This window comes from Candidatus Parcubacteria bacterium (genome assembly GCA_023131895.1).
Taxonomy (GTDB): domain Bacteria; phylum Patescibacteriota; class Minisyncoccia; order Minisyncoccales; family JAGMDC01; genus JAGLYZ01.
In genome coordinates, this window is sequence record JAGLYZ010000003.1 from 26,923 (window position 1) to 42,343 (window position 15,421).

General features: G+C 33.4%; 17 protein-coding genes and 2 tRNA genes. 1 reads left to right on the forward strand and 18 read right to left on the reverse strand.

Features of this window, described 5'->3' with window-relative positions; genetic code table 11:
• Nucleotides 1-96: 96 nt before the first annotated feature.
• The 12 genes from KAT95_02805 to ruvA all read right to left on the reverse strand — a co-directional run bounded on the left by KAT95_02805 (nt 97) and on the right by ruvA (nt 7,963).
• Nucleotides 97-168, reverse strand: a tRNA-His gene (locus KAT95_02805).
• Between the two features lie 11 nt (nt 169-179).
• Nucleotides 180-253: transfer RNA gene (locus tag KAT95_02810), tRNA-Arg, on the reverse strand.
• A 27-nt stretch (nt 254-280) separates the two neighbouring features.
• Nucleotides 281-616, reverse strand: coding sequence for a hypothetical protein (locus KAT95_02815; GenBank protein MCK4520772.1), 336 nt, complete (start codon nt 614-616; stop codon nt 281-283).
• Between the two features lie 59 nt (nt 617-675).
• A complete protein-coding gene (locus tag KAT95_02820; protein MCK4520773.1) occupies nt 676-1,218 on the reverse strand; it encodes a hypothetical protein in 543 nt (180 codons plus the stop codon).
• A complete protein-coding gene (locus KAT95_02825; protein ID MCK4520774.1) occupies nt 1,215-1,760 on the reverse strand; it encodes a hypothetical protein in 546 nt (181 codons plus the stop codon). Before KAT95_02825 ends, KAT95_02820 begins: the two co-directional genes overlap by 4 nt.
• A gap of 59 nt (nt 1,761-1,819) precedes the next feature.
• Nucleotides 1,820-2,959, reverse strand: coding sequence for a type IV pilus assembly protein PilM (gene pilM / locus KAT95_02830; protein ID MCK4520775.1), 1,140 nt, complete (start codon nt 2,957-2,959; stop codon nt 1,820-1,822).
• 4 nt (nt 2,960-2,963) lie between these two features.
• A complete protein-coding gene (locus KAT95_02835) occupies nt 2,964-4,295 on the reverse strand; it encodes a hypothetical protein (protein ID MCK4520776.1) in 1,332 nt (443 codons plus the stop codon).
• A complete protein-coding gene (locus KAT95_02840; protein ID MCK4520777.1) occupies nt 4,296-4,778 on the reverse strand; it encodes a prepilin-type N-terminal cleavage/methylation domain-containing protein in 483 nt (160 codons plus the stop codon).
• 1 nt (nt 4,779) lies between these two features.
• A complete protein-coding gene (locus tag KAT95_02845) occupies nt 4,780-5,280 on the reverse strand; it encodes a hypothetical protein (GenBank protein ID MCK4520778.1) in 501 nt (166 codons plus the stop codon).
• A complete protein-coding gene (locus tag KAT95_02850) occupies nt 5,280-6,152 on the reverse strand; it encodes a hypothetical protein (protein ID MCK4520779.1) in 873 nt (290 codons plus the stop codon). Before KAT95_02850 ends, KAT95_02845 begins: the two co-directional genes overlap by 1 nt.
• Entirely contained in the window at nt 6,152-7,366 is a 1,215-nt protein-coding gene (locus tag KAT95_02855) for a type II secretion system F family protein (GenBank protein ID MCK4520780.1), read from the reverse strand. The genes KAT95_02850 and KAT95_02855 overlap by 1 nt, the downstream gene beginning before the upstream one ends.
• 21 nt (nt 7,367-7,387) lie before the next feature.
• Nucleotides 7,388-7,963 carry a Holliday junction branch migration protein RuvA gene (ruvA, locus tag KAT95_02860; protein MCK4520781.1) on the reverse strand — a complete coding sequence of 192 codons (576 nt, stop codon included), beginning with the start codon at nt 7,961-7,963 and terminating at the stop codon, nt 7,388-7,390.
• An 87-nt stretch (nt 7,964-8,050) separates the two neighbouring features.
• Here ruvA and rpsT point away from each other — a divergent pair, with 87 nt between their 5' ends.
• Nucleotides 8,051-8,314 (forward strand): 30S ribosomal protein S20, encoded by a 264-nt coding sequence (rpsT, locus tag KAT95_02865; GenBank protein ID MCK4520782.1) that lies wholly within the window; start codon nt 8,051-8,053, stop codon nt 8,312-8,314.
• A gap of 108 nt (nt 8,315-8,422) precedes the next feature.
• On the opposite strand, the gene holA is transcribed toward rpsT, so the two are convergent.
• Genes holA through KAT95_02895 form a run of 6 tightly spaced genes read right to left on the reverse strand, consistent with a single transcriptional unit; the run spans nt 8,423 to nt 15,033 of the window.
• On the reverse strand, nt 8,423-9,352 hold the full coding sequence (gene holA, locus KAT95_02870; protein ID MCK4520783.1) for a DNA polymerase III subunit delta: 930 nt from the start codon (nt 9,350-9,352) through the stop codon (nt 8,423-8,425).
• A gap of 57 nt (nt 9,353-9,409) precedes the next feature.
• Nucleotides 9,410-9,778 carry a response regulator gene (locus KAT95_02875; GenBank protein MCK4520784.1) on the reverse strand — a complete coding sequence of 123 codons (369 nt, stop codon included), beginning with the start codon at nt 9,776-9,778 and terminating at the stop codon, nt 9,410-9,412.
• 26 nt (nt 9,779-9,804) lie between these two features.
• Nucleotides 9,805-10,170, reverse strand: coding sequence for a response regulator (locus tag KAT95_02880; GenBank protein MCK4520785.1), 366 nt, complete (start codon nt 10,168-10,170; stop codon nt 9,805-9,807).
• A gap of 56 nt (nt 10,171-10,226) precedes the next feature.
• Entirely contained in the window at nt 10,227-11,678 is a 1,452-nt protein-coding gene (locus KAT95_02885; GenBank protein ID MCK4520786.1) for a HAMP domain-containing protein, read from the reverse strand.
• Between the two features lie 10 nt (nt 11,679-11,688).
• On the reverse strand, nt 11,689-12,576 hold the full coding sequence (locus KAT95_02890; GenBank protein MCK4520787.1) for a hypothetical protein: 888 nt from the start codon (nt 12,574-12,576) through the stop codon (nt 11,689-11,691).
• A 12-nt stretch (nt 12,577-12,588) separates the two neighbouring features.
• Entirely contained in the window at nt 12,589-15,033 is a 2,445-nt protein-coding gene (locus KAT95_02895) for a tetratricopeptide repeat protein (protein ID MCK4520788.1), read from the reverse strand.
• Nucleotides 15,034-15,421: the final 388 nt, after the last annotated feature.

The following is a 15,421-nucleotide window of genomic DNA, read 5'->3' on the forward strand; positions in this document are numbered from 1 at the left end:
TTCTTACTATTCCTCTGTACAAACGCATTTCGTATTTAATTTTAATCTCTATTATAAAGTATATGGATTCTAAAAAATTTGTCAAGTTTTTTTGTGGGCGAACGAGGAGATTCGAACTCCCCCTTAGATCTCCACAGGATCTAGTGCTAACCACTACACTACGTTCGCCATTTATCATATGCCCTCGGGAGGACTCGAACATCCACTCTTGACCTTAGAAGGGTCCTGCTTTATCCAATTAAGCTACGAGGGCAGATTATTATATTATAAAACAAAATTATCATTCGGTCAAATTCTCTTCCTCCTCTTCTAAAAGAGAAACTTCCTCTCTTAATAAATCAGGATACTTTTTTGCATCAGCTGCATTAAATTTTACTTCTCGTTCATCCCATTTTTCTAAAATATTTTTGAAAATATTTTCTTTGAATTCAATCGGCTTTTTTAAAACCTCTGGCTGTTTTTTTTCAGCCAAAACACTATATTTATAGAATAAAACACAACCAAAAATCAAAGCAAGACAAACTAAAATCATAAAAGAACGAAAAGCGTTTTTTGCTAAGTTTCTCGGCAATTTTTTCAAAAATTTTTCCAGTTTATCTGTTTTTATTCTCTTCATGTATCATTTGAGCTTGTGCTCAACCAGGTTAAGCACAAGCCATAATCAGCTTAGTTAGCTTATTTCGTATAGGCCTTTATTGTTAAATTAGCTTGAGCGTTTTTATTTAAATCAGCAGAATCTTTCTTTATATTTAAGTTAGAGATTTCAATTAAATAAGGAGCGTTTTCCAGCTTTTCCAAAAATTTTAAAATATTAGAAAATGAACCCTCAAGAGATAGCTGGGAATTATTAAAATTCCATGCATCTAATTCTGCTTTCTTAACTGGAAGATTTAATATTTCAATTGGAAGACCGCAATCTTTAGCATTATTTTCTAAAAATTCCATAAAAGCGGTAAATTCAACAGGATCGCTTGAATTAATAAATAAAGCATCAATTCTTTTCAAATCCTGTTTATAGGTTTGATAAAAAAATTTTAATTTCTTGAAATTTGCTTCTCTTTCTTGAAGTTCGGCAAAGCTGTTTTTTTGAAGCACAAAGTTAGAAGAATTTTCTCTAATTTGAGTTAAAAGCGGATAAATAACAAGGAAAGCAAAAACTAAAGCTGCTGTGGTAAATAAACCCAAAGATATATAAATTTTTTTATTAAAATCCGTCATATTTTAAAATTAAGAGAAAAATCTATATCAACCGGCTTTGTCCAAGTAGATTGAGGGAAACTTGAATCTTTAAAAAATTCTTGTTTTTTCTTAATATTGCTTTCTAATTCAAGCAGAAGCTCGCGGCTTGGAGAAAAACCAGAAAGAGAAACTAAAAATCTATAATCTTTTTCTTTACTGGTATTTATAGAAATATTATTCAAATATATTCCATCTGGAAGGATATTTGAAATCTCTTCTGAAATTTTAATAATAGAGGTTTGATTTTCGTAAAAAAGAGCTAATTTAGAAACATTTTCATTAACAAATTTTATTTTCTGTTCTAAATCTTCAATCTCTGAAAACTTCATTTCCTTTTGAGATTGTTCAATAAATTGTTTTTTTATTTCAAGCTGGCCAGAAACGTAAATTTCTATAGAAAGCAAAATCAAACTGAAACAAAATAGAAAAAGTAAAACAAAAATTCCTAAATTAAGAACGATTTTGAACTGTTCCTCTTTTGATAATTCCTTTTTATATTCCGGCGGAAGTAAGTTAATCACAAATCATTTTAACATTTAAGCATTCTAACATTTAAGCATTTGTTTATATGTTAGTATGTTTATATGTTTTCGGTTATGCCGCGGAGAGCTAATCCTATGGCTGTAGTATATTCAAGTGATTTTTCTAACGGCATTTCTATTTCTTTTGAAATATTAATCCAAGGGTTTCCCGGCTGGACTAAAATTTTTAATTCAAGAGAAAGAAACTTAGAAATGCCCTTTAAATTTGCCCCTCCGCCGCAAAGAATAATTTTTTCCGGCTCTTTATTCTTGCTATGCGATTTATAATAATCAATATAAGATTTAGTTTGCTCAACCAAATCAGTGAGAATCGGGATTAATGCCTCAAAAATTCTTTCTTGGCATATAATTTCTTTCTTAAACCCTGCTTTATTTTTTTTACCTTTCAAATGAATTGTTTCCGGATTTTTTAACCCGTATTTGGTCTTTAACTTTTCTGCTCTTTTAATATCAACTTCTAGCGCCCGGGAAATTACTTCAGTAAACTTCTGGCTAGAAATAGGAATAGAAGCAGTAAATCTTAAAGAGTTATCGCTGAACATTATAAAAGAAGTTTTAGCCGCTCCTAAATCTATCAAAAGAACGGTGTTTAAACTTTTTTTATTTTTAAGCAATGCTCTAACAATAGAAATTGAATCAACTTCCAACGCCTTAATTTTTAGCCCGGCTTTTTTAAAGCAGGAAACATAAGGATCTACTATATCTTTAGGCATAGCAGCAAGCAAGACCTTAAAATAATTCTGTTTCTTGTTTCCGGAAGGAATAATTTGAAAATCAAGATAGACTTTATGAATAGGCATAGGGATATAATTTTCTACTTCAAAACGGATAGCGCTTTCCATTTCTTCTCTTTCCATTTTTGGCATTTTAATTACTTGCAAAAAAGCATTTTTTTCCGGAAAAGAAGCCGTAACGTACCTTGTTTTCAATTTTTCGCCTTTTATATTACTAACTGCTTTTTGAATAGCCTTTACTAATGCAAGTTCATTCCTAATTCTTCCTTCTTTTATAATGCCTGATTTTATAGATGTTTGTCCAAAAGAAGCTAAAGACAGGCCTTGTCCCGCCGTGGGCTCGCCTCGGCCCTTTTTCTTAAGTTTTACAATCCTTATAGACAAATCAGATATGTCTATGCCAAATGCCTCTGGATTTAAATTTAAATAATCTAATATTTTCATATGTTTATTCTATTTCCTTCCATTCAGCTATTTTCCAGGAGCCTGACGGCCCGCTGGAAAAGCTAGCATCTTGAAGGCCTACTTCATATTCAATTTCAGCATTATTACCAAGATAAAGCTTGTATCCAGTAGCTTCTCTAATTTTCATATTATTGCGTAAACAGATTAAGCCGTCAGATGTATAAAAAACTGCTCCTGCGGAATTGTTGTCTACATTAATAGCTGGATTAGCAGGATCTAAAGAAGAATTGGTGGAAAGAAGCATAGCATAGCTTCCCCCTGCTCCTGAACCTTGGATACTGCCGCCGTTTTTAACATCAATAAGCCCGTCAGCAATAATCACTCCACTGGTTGAGCCATATCCAGCATCCAGTTTCATAACAGCATTGTTATTAATTATAATATCTTGAATTACATAAATCGTTCCAGTCATTATTAATGTAGCATTATTTTTTATCTCTAAATTGCCAGTAATTTTTATAGGACCAAGAGATTCAGTTTCTCCTCCGCTAATTGTATAATTTCCATCAAAAACATTAACTTCCGCTTCAGTCTTCCATACACTAATTTGCGCATCAGAAATTGGCAAAGGAAGAGGATCTATCTGACTCGGCCGAGTTTTAGTTGCTAAGGCGGCAACACAACCCGTGCTTGTTCCGTCATCTCCTGGAACCCCTGTTCCTGTTCCAGAAACGAAAGTCAAAGTTCCTCCAATCTTACAATCTTTACAAGTATGAACTGTAGCATCTTTTTCAACCCACAACCATTTAATTTTTTTACCTTTATTAGCCACTATAATATCATCAGTTATATTAGAATTTGCTCCAAATGCTCCGCTTAAATTGACAACATCTCCGTTTGAGAAAACATTACCCTTAATTCTGCTATTGCTTTGCATTTCCATACCTCCATCGCCGACTTGAGCGCCATAATGGAAAGCAACGCTGACACTAGAAATAGTTATAACAACCCTTACTTTTCTGATTCTATCGTCAACATCCGCTTGGGAAATAATTTCTCTTGTTCCAGCAATAATATCCCCAATATCGCGTATAGCTGTTCCCTCTCCAAAACTTAAAGTGCTAGGATTAACAGCCGGCAGTTCTATGCCTTTGTTATTTCTTAAAAGTATATCTTCTATTCCTGCCTCAGCTAAATAATAACTTTTTAAAGATTTAGTAAAGTTCTTAGTTGTCTTTATTTCATTTAAAGCTAAAGTTCCAAAAGCCAAAGCAATGAGCAAAGAAACAGACAATACAATAATGGCTGTTATTAAAGCAGCAAATCCTTTATTTTGAGATTTATCTTTAGATTGAGCTTGAAATACGTATTTCATTTATCTTAAACTTGAGCTTGAACTCAAGGTTATTTCTCTCTGATATTTTACCTTGGGAGAACGATAACGGACAGTGATGTCAGTTTTTACTGAGTCAATTAAATAATTAAAAGTTAAGGCAGTAATCTCTACTTTTTCAGAAGTTAATGGCTGCGCATCTGCTCCTTCCCTTTTCACGCATAATATTCCATTGTCTAAATAAAAATCAACATAAGTATTTATTTCTCCAGAAGGAGGATTTAGATTAGTTTCTAAGCTAAGCTGATTCACATTGCTTGTAGGAGTATAAATACTGGAAGCATGCTTTACTTCTAAAAGAATTGTATTTAAACCAGAATGAGCATTATTTAAAACTGCTCTATTAAAACGACTGATATTATAAAATTCAATCAAGCCGAGCATAGCTGCAACAATAGCTCCAGTAACCACGGCTAAAATAGCTGAATAAACTAAAACTTCAATAAATGTAAAGCCATTTTTCATATTAAAAATTAGTAATAAGAGTTACTAATGTTAAATCTTTTGTCTCGCCTTTTTCCAGCCAGCTGATTTTTGCGTTTATCTTAAGAGAATGAGCATCTTTATTAAGAGCATTGTAGACGTCCTCAATATCGCCTGTAACAGGATCTCGAGAAATAGGTTCAAAAGTAATTTTTCGGCTAAAGCGGTTATCAACAAGACCAGGGTTAATAGTCGTCATTTCCCAGCTTGCTCCAGAAATAGTCAAATAATAAGTATTGGCAGTATTTATTTCCCCAAGACCAGTTTTTCCATCAGCTGGATCGTCCCAATCAACTTGGTTTCTAACGCTTCTAACTGCTTCTATGTATTCTTCTGCCAAATAACCTGCTTTCATTTCATTTTTTGTTTGTTCTAAAATTGTAAAAGAGAAAACAGCAGCTTGATAAAAACCAATAATAGCCACTACCAAAATAAAAATGGCAATCATTAATTCTATTACGCTAAAAGATTTTTGATAAAACATTATTGTAGTTGAGGATCGCTTGCAAAAACAGAGCTGCCTTTTGCCACTGTTCCATCTGCAGTATAGCTAATCAAAGTACCTGCTTCTCCGCTAATACTGATGGTCAAGCTTTTATTATTATATCTCCTATCGCGATGAATACAAAATTGGGTATACAGAATAGGATCATTCAGCCAATGAGTATGAATACGAATTTTTTGATCATCAGTCCCCACTGTGACTGTTCCCTCCCAATCAAATTGCCCTCCTATCATAAAATCACTAATTTTTATATTTTCAATAACAGCCCCCTCGCTAAAACTTAAAATTATTATTCCATCCGTTGTATCTATTATATTTCCATCATAAACAAAATGAATATGACGGGAATCAGTTACTCGGGGCGAGGGAATTGAAAGAGGAACAGCGGTTCCTTGAATACTTGCTTGTCCTGACGCAGCTATTTCTATAATTCTAAACTGATTAGGATCTTTTTTCAGCTCAAGTTTAACAGTGCCGAATTCAGAAGTAAAACCGCTAATCCTATCAAAAATTATTTCCGTTCCGCCTCCATTAAGAGATATGTTTGAAATTTCTACGCGCGAAGAAAAATCATGCATTTCATTATTGGGATCCAATGCGTCATAAACATCTCCTTTAAACAAAACTATTTTATCTTGTTCAAGGTGAACTCCATATTCAGAAGCTCCTTCTGAACTCAATGTTTTTGACTGTGATAATCTTAAAACGCTAAGAATTTCCTCTGAACTTGTGTTTAATTCGCTATGGGAACGAAAAGAAGAATAAACACTCGCTGTTATGCCAATTAAAATAATAATAACAGCTATAATAACCAAAACCTCTATTAAAGTGAATGATTTTGAAAATTTCATTACATTGATCCCACCATTGAATACATTGGCTGAATCATAGATACAGCGAAAAAGCCGACTGCGCCTCCAATAATGAGCATTAAAACTGGCTCTATAATAGAAGATAGGTTTTTAGTCGCGTTAGAAACTTCTTCTTCATAGAAATCAGCCATTTTTGCTAAAATATCTGATGTCTCGCCAGTCTCTTCTCCTACTTTAACCATCTCAATAATAGTTAAAGGATAAATATCTGTGTAAGACATTAAAATATCAGACAGTTTTTCTCCTTTTGCTACTTTTTTAGCCGCTTCGTTTAAAGCTTGTTTGTAATAAAAATTACTTAATGAATTAGCAGTAATTTCCAAACCGCGAACAATAGGAATACCAGCAGAAATTAAAGAGCTCAAGGTTCTGGACGTAAAAGCAGTATTTGTCTTTTGGATTAAAGAAGAAATAACTGGAATTTTCAACAGTAAACCATCAAGTTTTTTCTTTCCTTTCTTGCTTTTCAAAGCCATGCGAAAAAGAAAAGCAAAAGCAATAAGAGCTGAAATAAACAAATACCACTTTTCAACCATAAATGTGCCAAGAAAAATAACGCATCTTGTAGTAATTGGAAGCTCAATTTCTAAATCTTCAAAAACAGCTGCTAAGCTCGGCACAACAATAACAAGCATTAACATTCCAATTCCAATCATAGCGCAAAGAATTACTGCTGGATAAATCAATGCTCCTATTATTTTTGACTTCAATTCAACACTCCTTTCTATCTGGCGAGTAAGGGATTTTAAAACATCCTCTAATGTGCCTGATTCTTCTCCCGCTTTTACCATATTGCAAAAAAGTTCGGAAAATATATCAGGAAATACTTCCAAAGATTCTGAAAAGGTCTTGCCTTTTATTATCTCGCCTTTTATTTTTAATAAAGCATCTTTAAATTTCTTATTTTCAGAAACAGCAGCTAAAATATCCAATGCGCGCGGTAAAGACATGCCTGTAGCAATCATAATGCGCAGGTTTCTGGTAAAAAATAATTTCTCTTTCGCGCTCACTCCTAAAAAGGGAATGGAAATATCCATTTTTCCTTTTTTTACTTTGCCTTTTTCCTCTGCTTTAACCAAAATATAACCTTGGCTGCGCAAATCACGAGCCAATACACGCTCGTCTTTGGCTTCAGCTGTTCCAGAATGAACCTCTCCTTCTAATGATTTAGCTGTATAGAAATAATTAGGCACAATACTAAAATAATTTTTAATTTATTTCCCTATTATTTTCAGGATTTCTTTCACTTTTTCCTCAGTATTTTCTATCTCTTTAGGAATTTTAGATAATGCGTCTTTTACTGCTGCCTTAGAAAATCCCAAATTAACTAATGCTCCAAAAGCCGGATCTTCTGTCGCTCTTTCTTGTTTCTTGTTTAAAAATTCATCCTCTTTTATCTTGCCGGAAAGCTCCAAAAGAATTTTTTTGGCTTTTTTTCTGCCAATGCCTAAAATTCCTTCAAATATTGCTCCATTACCTTCTTGAATTGCTCGCTTTAATTTATCCAAAGGACCTAATGAAGAAATCTCTAAAGCCGCTTTTGGACCCACTCCGGAAATACCAATTAAAAACTCAAATAATTCGCGCTCTTCCCAGCTTAAAAAACCATATAAGTCCAAAATATTTTCCCTTACATAGAGAAAAGAGAAAAGCTTGATTAAGTCAACTTCTTTTGATATGCTGTTAAGAGTTTTTTTAGAAAGAAAAATCCTATAACCAATATTATTGACGTTCAAAATTATAAACTTTTCTTTTTTCAAAATAATTCTCCCTTGGAGGCAGCTAATCATTGTTTTATTATAACAGCTATTGATAAAAAATAAAAACATGCTACCATAAAGTAAATTAAAAAGTTTTTAATTTGAGCGATAGCGAATATGGCTATAACTAAATCAGTAAAAAAGGCAATACGCCAAAACATTAAACGTAGGAAAAAAAATCTGATTTACAAAAATAAAATAAAAGACCTTATTAAAAAGGCCAGAGCTTTAGTTAAAGAAAAAAAAGCAAAAGAGGCAAAAGAACTTCTGCCTCAAATATACAAAATCTTAGATAAAGCTGCTAAGAAAGGAGTAATCAAAAAAAATACTGCTTCAAGAAGAAAATCAAGAATCACTAAAATGATAACTTCTAATTTCTAAATTATGTTTAAGCGAAGAAAACCAATTTTTTAAATTGTAGGTGTGGGCGTGCGCCCGAGCGAAGCGAGGGTAGGGATAAGCAATTTAAAAAATTTGGTTTTCGTAGCCTTAAATCCCAGCAATCAGCAAATCAATAGCAGTAATGGGTTCTATTTTTCCAGTTTTAATGTCAAAATCTGCCTTAAAAAGTTTCCGGTAGATTTTTTTTAATTCTTCTAATTTAAATTTCTTCGCTTGAAAAAAACTTTTTCTCGCAACATATGGATGAATGCCTGGAATTTTAGGCAAACCATAAAAAGACTGCTTTTCTGGAATAAAGCTCTTTACCGCAAGTATGTTTCTAAATTGGAAAACAATCATTGAAAAAAGATATAATGGCGAATCGCCTTTATCTAAATGCTTATGAAGTAAAAAAAGAGCTGTTTTCTTATCTTTTGAAGCAATAGCATCAATTGTTTTGAAAATGTCGGTCTGAATTTTCGGCTTTACTAAGAGATTAATATCCTCAATTACAACGGCTTCCTTGTTTTTATAATTTATAAGCTTATTTATTTCATTTGACATCCGCCATAAATCCTGGCCAACATAATCAACAAGCAATTCTAATGCTTTTGATTCTATTTTTACACTGTTAAATTCTTTTTTTGCCCAGTCTTTTAATTCTAAACCATCTAATAATTTAAATTCCTGAAAGCGAGCCTCTTTTTTAAGTAGATTAAATAAACTATTATTCTTGTGGATTTCTTTCTCCTCGTAAAATAAAATAATATCTTTTAATTCTTTAATTTTCTTTATATTTTTAGAAAATTTTTCTTTGAAGTTTTGCTTCGTAAAAGCGTTTTTTAAAACAATCAACTTTTTTTCTTTCAACATTGGCCTTATTTGAAAATCATTTTCAAAATCCTCAAAATCTTGTTCTTTCATATCCAAAAACTTTAAACTTAATCCGCTCTTGTGGATTTTTTTGTAATGTTCAATTATCTCTGTCAGCTTTTGGCGCGACCTGTATGTATCTGAACCATAAAGAAAAATAATCATAAGAGAAATAAAAGTCCTTTTCAGGACTTTTTTTCTTAACTCTTGAATAGCTCATTTCTACTCCAGCACCTTCTTCACCTTCTCAATAATTTCATTAGGGGTGAAATGGGCCTTGATTAAAAAATCAATTGCTCCTAATTGCAAGCCTTTTTCTATATCTTCCTTTTGCCCTAAATTGGATAAAATAATCACTGGTATTTGGGATAATTCCGAATCCTTTTTTATCCTTGATAAAACTTCAAAGCCGTCAATACCTGGCAGAATCAAATCAAGCAAAACTAAATCAGGTTTTTCTTCTTTGATTTTTTTCACACCTTCCTCACCGTCAATCGCCGCCGGCGCTTCATAACCATCGTCAATTAATTTTTTAACGATCAATTCTCTTAAAAATTTATCATCTTCTACAATTAAAATTTTTTTAGCCATATAATTATTATGTGTTATGTGAATTATCAGCCGATTTGTTTTTTTACTTTTTCAACTACTTCCATGGGGTCAAACTCAGTCTTTATAAGCCAATCTCTTGCGCCTAATTCTTTTGCCCTGTCTAATTCTACCTCTTGCCCTGAATTAGAAATTATAACTATTGGAATATTCTTTAAATCCTCATCACTGTGCATTTCTTCCATAACTTCAAAGCCGTCTTTTTTTGGCATAACAATATCAAGTAAAACAATGTCAGGCATTACCTTTCTCATTATCTCAAGACCTTGCTCACCATTAACAGCAATGGAAACATCATACCCTTCTTCAATTAATTTCTTTTGAAGCAAGCTAAGAAGAACTTCTTCATCTTCTATAATTAATATTTTTTTCATATTGGTTCTCCCTGTTAAATAATTTTGCCTTCGGTAAAATTGCTGCGAAGCAGCATTTAATAGGGTAAACTAAAACAAAAAGTGGATCCTTGTCCTTCTTTGGATTGAAACCAAATTCGACCTTTGTGAGCTTCAACAATATTTCTAGCGATATAAAGGCCAAGCCCAGTGCCTTCTGTATTTATTTTCAACACATTAGCTCCTCTAAAAAACTTGGAGAATACTCTATCTAACTGGTCTTTAGGGATTCCTATGCCCGTATCTTTTACACAAAGCTCTGCTTTCATATTAGCACTTTTTAAAGAAATTGTCACTTCTCCATTGCAAGGAGTATACTTAAGGGCATTTTCAACAAGATTCTGAATAGCTAATGTTATCTTCTCCTTATCTAATTTAACCTTAGGAAGTTTCTCGTCTGGTTGCTGAAAAACAAGCTTAATATTCCTCTGTTTCGCCATTTCTCGAAAAGAATCAGCCACTGTTTGGCATATTTCTTGAATATCAAAAAGAAAAACCTTAAAAATATATCTTCCCTCTTCAATTCTAGTCACGTTTAAAAGATCATTAATCAAAGTGATCATCCTTTCGTTGCTCTTATATGTTTTTTCTAAAAATTCTTTTTGCTTTTCAGTAACTGCGCCTAAATCACCGTCCAGCAGCATTCTTAATGTCCACTTAATTGCTGATAAAGGCGTTCTCAATTGATGCGCAGAAATGCTTACAAATTCTGTCTTCATGTTCTCAATCATTTTTTCCCGAGTAATATTATGCAAGCTAACCAATCTGCCTGTCCTTTCTCTTCCACGCATGATAAAAATAGCAGAAACCTCTAAAACCAGATTTTTACGAATAATCAGTTCCTCTCTAAACATCTCTTTCTTTTCTTCTCCTAAAAGATCTATTAATTTCCCAAAATCCCCAAACTTATGAATCTCTGAAATATGTTTATTAACAACTTCTTCGCTTTCAACATTTAAAAATTCTTTAGCCTGGGGATTTATTAAAGCAAGGCATCTTTCTTTATTAAAAACCAGCAAGCCATCGCTGAAATTATTAATAATATCCAATGTTTTGTTCTTTTCTTCTTCTGTTTTTAATCTTGCTTCGTTTAAATAAACATTGAAACGTCTCAAACTTTTTATGGTCGCATTAAAGGTCTCTGATAATTCACCAATTTCTGTGCCAGCAAAAACAGGAATCTTAACATTCAAATTGCCTTTTCTTATTTCTTGGCATGCGAAAATAATTTCTTTTAACGGCTTTAAAAATCTATTTAATATAAAAAGCAATGATATAACAAAAAATATCAATATGCCAAAAAGCGTTATAATATCGCGAATCCATATCTCTTGAATTGCCTCATCTATTTCTTTCTCTGTAGCTTCTTGAAAAACAATATTAATTAATTCAGTTCTGCTTTGGTTTAAAGAAAAAAATATTAATCCAGAACTTATAATCGCAAAAACTAAAATGAATATTAAAACTTTAACGTATATTGAATATTTCATTATAAAAAAATTAAGGCAATCTGTTAATTAAAGTATAAAAGCTATATTTTTTCAGAACTTCAACTGCTTTTTCCCTATTATAACCTTTCCATTCACATTTTGCCAAACTAAATGCCAAAGGCACGTCTGTCCGCGCCTTTGCCAAGTCATAAGAAAGAAATACCTGATCCTTATAATCCAATAATAACTCCTTGGTATGTATTTTTATATCCCATGCTTCGCCTGCTTCTATTGTCTTATAAAGATTTTCAATGCTGCCATATTCTTGAAGCAGTTCAATTGCTGTTTTCTTGCCAATGCCAACAGCGCCTGGAATATTATCTGACGGATCGCCGGCTAAGGCTTTAAAGTCAACCACTTGCCTTGGCAAAATGCCAAACCGTTCCTTGATTTTCTCCTCGTCATAAATAACAGTATCCTTAATCCCTTTTCCCAGAGTATAAACTTTGACATATTGGTTAACGAGCTGAAGAGCATCCAAGTCGCCTGTTAAAATCATAATTTCAATTTTAGGCTCCGCCAGCTGGAGGAACTGCTTTTCGGCAAGTTTTGCAATAGTGGCAATTAAATCATCTGCTTCAAAATCTTGTTTCTCAAAAATATGGATTTGAAAACAATTTAAAACTTGCTTTATCTTTGGAATCTGCTCATATAATTCATCCGGTGCTTTAATTCTTTTCGCCTTGTATCCAGCAAATTTTTTATGCCTAAAACTTGGCGCTGGAAAATCAAAACAGGCAGCAATATAATCTGGTTCTAATTCTTTTAAGACTTTTAAAAGAATAGAAAAATATCCGTAAACAGCATTAACCAGTTCGCCTTTCTTTGTTGTCAAAGGAGGCAAGGCATGATATGCCCTGTGTACAAGAGCATTACTGTCAATGATTAATAATTTCATAAGTATAGCAGCTTATTTCTCTGATTCTTCGTTTTCAAGTTTCTCTGGGGTTTTAAACTTGCCTGATTCTAATTCCTCTATCTTGTCTTGGACATCCTGATTGCCTGGATTTAACTGAAGAACCTGTCTGAAACTTTGAAGCGCCTTGTCTGTATCTCTTTTAGAAGCATAAGCCACGCCCAGTGAATAATAAGCATTGGAATAATTTGGCATCAAAACAACTGATCCTTCAAAAAAAGTAATGGCTCTGTCTGCTTCATTATTATTGTAATAAAGCCGGCCCATTTGAAACAAGATCTCCGCATTTTCCGGAAAACTGGCATAGACCGATTCCATTTTTTTAATCGCTTCTTCTAATTCACCGTCTCTTTCATAAAATAATGCCTCCTGAATTAGCGCGGTTACATAATCGCCTTTCAATTCTAATGCTTTTGTAAATGCCTCTTTCGCTTTATCTGTCTCTCCTTTGTTTAAATAAAGCTTGCCCAGTTCAATATGAAAAGCTGGATTGGTCGGTTCTAATTCAGATGCTTTTTCAAAAGATGTAATTGCCCAGTTCAAAGCGCCTGCGGCCACGCCTTGAATATTCCTGTAAATCATAGCTAAAATCTCCCAGTTTGCTACACGATTCTCTGATATTTCCACTGCGCCTTTTATATACTTGCTTTTTAGCTCCCCGGTTTCTGCGATATAATCTATATTTCCGCCCTTGCTAAAGGCAAGGGCATATGAAATATACTTTGTAACTTCAGCTTGCGCTTGCTCCCCGTCTGCCGCGACTCTTAATGCTTGGGCAATATATGTCCTGGAAAGAACAATCCTGTAATTGGCCTCATAAGGATTCAAATCAACTGCTTTTTCCAATTCTGCGACTCTCTGATCGCTTGTAAGCTGGGATGACTTTATTGCCTGCGCATAAGCAATATCAGCAGAATAAAACCTGTAAGTAAAAAAGTAAATGCTAAACACTGCAACGACAAACACAATAAAAATAATATTAAACACCAAACCCATTTCAGGAAATTTCTGAAGAGAAATAACTTTCTCCCTGACTATGCCCTGCTGTTTTAATTTGCTCTCCGAGAAAGAAGATAAAACAATTATTAAAAGAGCCAATACCAGCCAAAAAGTAAATCCCAAAACAATGTTTTGATAATAGATAAACTGCGCTAACAAAAGCGCTATAAAAGCAAAAGCCAAAGGAAAGATATAAGACAAGTCATCAGTAAGTATTGGTTTTTTCTCTTTTTTGGCAATCTGCTGTTCCGCAATCTTCAGTTTTGTCTGCACCAGCAGCCATAAAACGAGCAAAAGCAGAACTATAATACTGAAATAGGCAAGAATGCCTAATATTCCCATAGTGGCTATTATTTCCAGAATATAGTTGCCAGGCCTGTCAAACCTTATCTGCCAAAACCTGTTTTGATTAAATTCCAATGGTTTGAACTTGGCAAAATCATAATGAAATGTTCCAATTCCTGTGCCAATAAACGCGGATTTAACACTGCTGGTAACTGCTCCTTTTGTTATTTCAAACCCTGTTCCAGCATCTAATTTATACTCTTGAATGAAATTCGCCGCGCTCAAAGGCACTTGCGCGTCTTGATTGTTTACTGGTTTGAAAGGCGAACTTATCAAAAACACCATTGCGATAATAATTATTAAAATAGGCAGAATCAAGCGATTCACATCCTGTTTAAAAATTCTTTTCCATAAAGCAAAACTGATAAAGGAAACCAGTGTAATTAAAATAATAATCCAGACAGGAGTATAATCAATAATAACTAATAATCCCAAGACGCTGAATAACAGAACAAATAAAGGAATGCCTTTCAGCTTCTTTGGTATATTCACTATTAGCAAACCTGCTGTCATTACTAAAATCACTGTTAAAAACATTGCCGCTCCTTCAATAGAATTGCCTATCGGATTAAATGTTTTCTGAATCATAACTACGGGCAGCTTTACGCCTGCCTGAATTATTTTCTGCCATATGCCTAATAAGGAAAAATAGCTCGTCAAAACTACCAAAAAAGAAGAACATAAAAGCGTTCTTATTAAACCGCGTACCGACACTATGTTTGCTTTATTGAATTGGTTAACAAGCAGGAAATATAAAAGCCCAAAACAGATGAGAACCATTAAGCCATCGCTGAATTTGCCGTAAAACCCGAATATGCTGGACATTGCGTCAACTGAAAAGACGACTGACAAGATAGCGAAAACAATAAAACCTAAAATAGGAATATCCAAAATCGTTCTTTTTATGCGGATTTCCTTGTCAATAAATATCATTTTCCCCAGCCATCCGATATAGCCGAGCAAAACCAAAACTAATAATAAATACTGCTTGTTAAACTCAAATGCCTCAAAACTAAAAGGCATAAAGAAAACAGGCAAAAGAAACACGAGCAGATAAATGCTCCACCTCGTAAGACGAGAAAATATATTTGGCATATACTTTTTATCTTGAAAAACCTTATCAGATAATCTTATTGGATAATCCTGTATCAATTAGTCAAGAATTAATTAATTATATTGAAAAGCGAAGAAAACAGATTTTTCAAATTAGGTTGGCAAGGATTTTGAATTTTCCGAGACGCGTAGGGCTCCAGCTTCAGCGGGATAAAGCGCGAGGAAAATTATTCATATAATCCATATATTTTCTGAACTTCCAGAGAAGCTGGGAATAACTCTCGGTCTGTTGGTATTCGGTCTGTTGGTATTTGATACCAACACACTGTACTGTGCTACTTTTTACTCAAAATTGGATTTTATTTTATCTTTTTGGTTGTAGTTTTGGCTTTTTTAATTTGTGCTTTGGGTTTGCATAGATTAGAAATTA

Bases quoted from the DNA above. Each gene is read 5' to 3' on its own strand.
- KAT95_02895 (MCK4520788.1), bottom strand. From the start codon at position 15,033: ATGCCAAATATATTTTCTCGTCTTACGAGGTGGAGCATTTATCTGCTC.
- KAT95_02820 (MCK4520773.1), bottom strand. From the start codon at position 1,218: ATGACGGATTTTAATAAAAAAATTTATATATCTTTGGGTTTATTTACC.
- holA (MCK4520783.1), bottom strand. From the start codon at position 9,352: ATGATTATTTTTCTTTATGGTTCAGATACATACAGGTCGCGCCAAAAG.
- rpsT (MCK4520782.1), top strand. From the start codon at position 8,051: ATGGCTATAACTAAATCAGTAAAAAAGGCAATACGCCAAAACATTAAA.
- KAT95_02875 (MCK4520784.1), bottom strand. From the start codon at position 9,778: ATGGCTAAAAAAATTTTAATTGTAGAAGATGATAAATTTTTAAGAGAA.
- KAT95_02885 (MCK4520786.1), bottom strand. From the start codon at position 11,678: ATGAAATATTCAATATACGTTAAAGTTTTAATATTCATTTTAGTTTTT.
- KAT95_02890 (MCK4520787.1), bottom strand. From the start codon at position 12,576: ATGAAATTATTAATCATTGACAGTAATGCTCTTGTACACAGGGCATAT.
- KAT95_02850 (MCK4520779.1), bottom strand. From the start codon at position 6,152: ATGAAATTTTCAAAATCATTCACTTTAATAGAGGTTTTGGTTATTATA.
- KAT95_02840 (MCK4520777.1), bottom strand. From the start codon at position 4,778: ATGAAAAATGGCTTTACATTTATTGAAGTTTTAGTTTATTCAGCTATT.
- KAT95_02835 (MCK4520776.1), bottom strand. From the start codon at position 4,295: ATGAAATACGTATTTCAAGCTCAATCTAAAGATAAATCTCAAAATAAA.
- ruvA (MCK4520781.1), bottom strand. From the start codon at position 7,963: ATGATTAGCTGCCTCCAAGGGAGAATTATTTTGAAAAAAGAAAAGTTT.
- KAT95_02845 (MCK4520778.1), bottom strand. From the start codon at position 5,280: ATGTTTTATCAAAAATCTTTTAGCGTAATAGAATTAATGATTGCCATT.
- KAT95_02815 (MCK4520772.1), bottom strand. From the start codon at position 616: ATGAAGAGAATAAAAACAGATAAACTGGAAAAATTTTTGAAAAAATTG.
- KAT95_02880 (MCK4520785.1), bottom strand. From the start codon at position 10,170: ATGAAAAAAATATTAATTATAGAAGATGAAGAAGTTCTTCTTAGCTTG.
- pilM (MCK4520775.1), bottom strand. From the start codon at position 2,959: ATGAAAATATTAGATTATTTAAATTTAAATCCAGAGGCATTTGGCATA.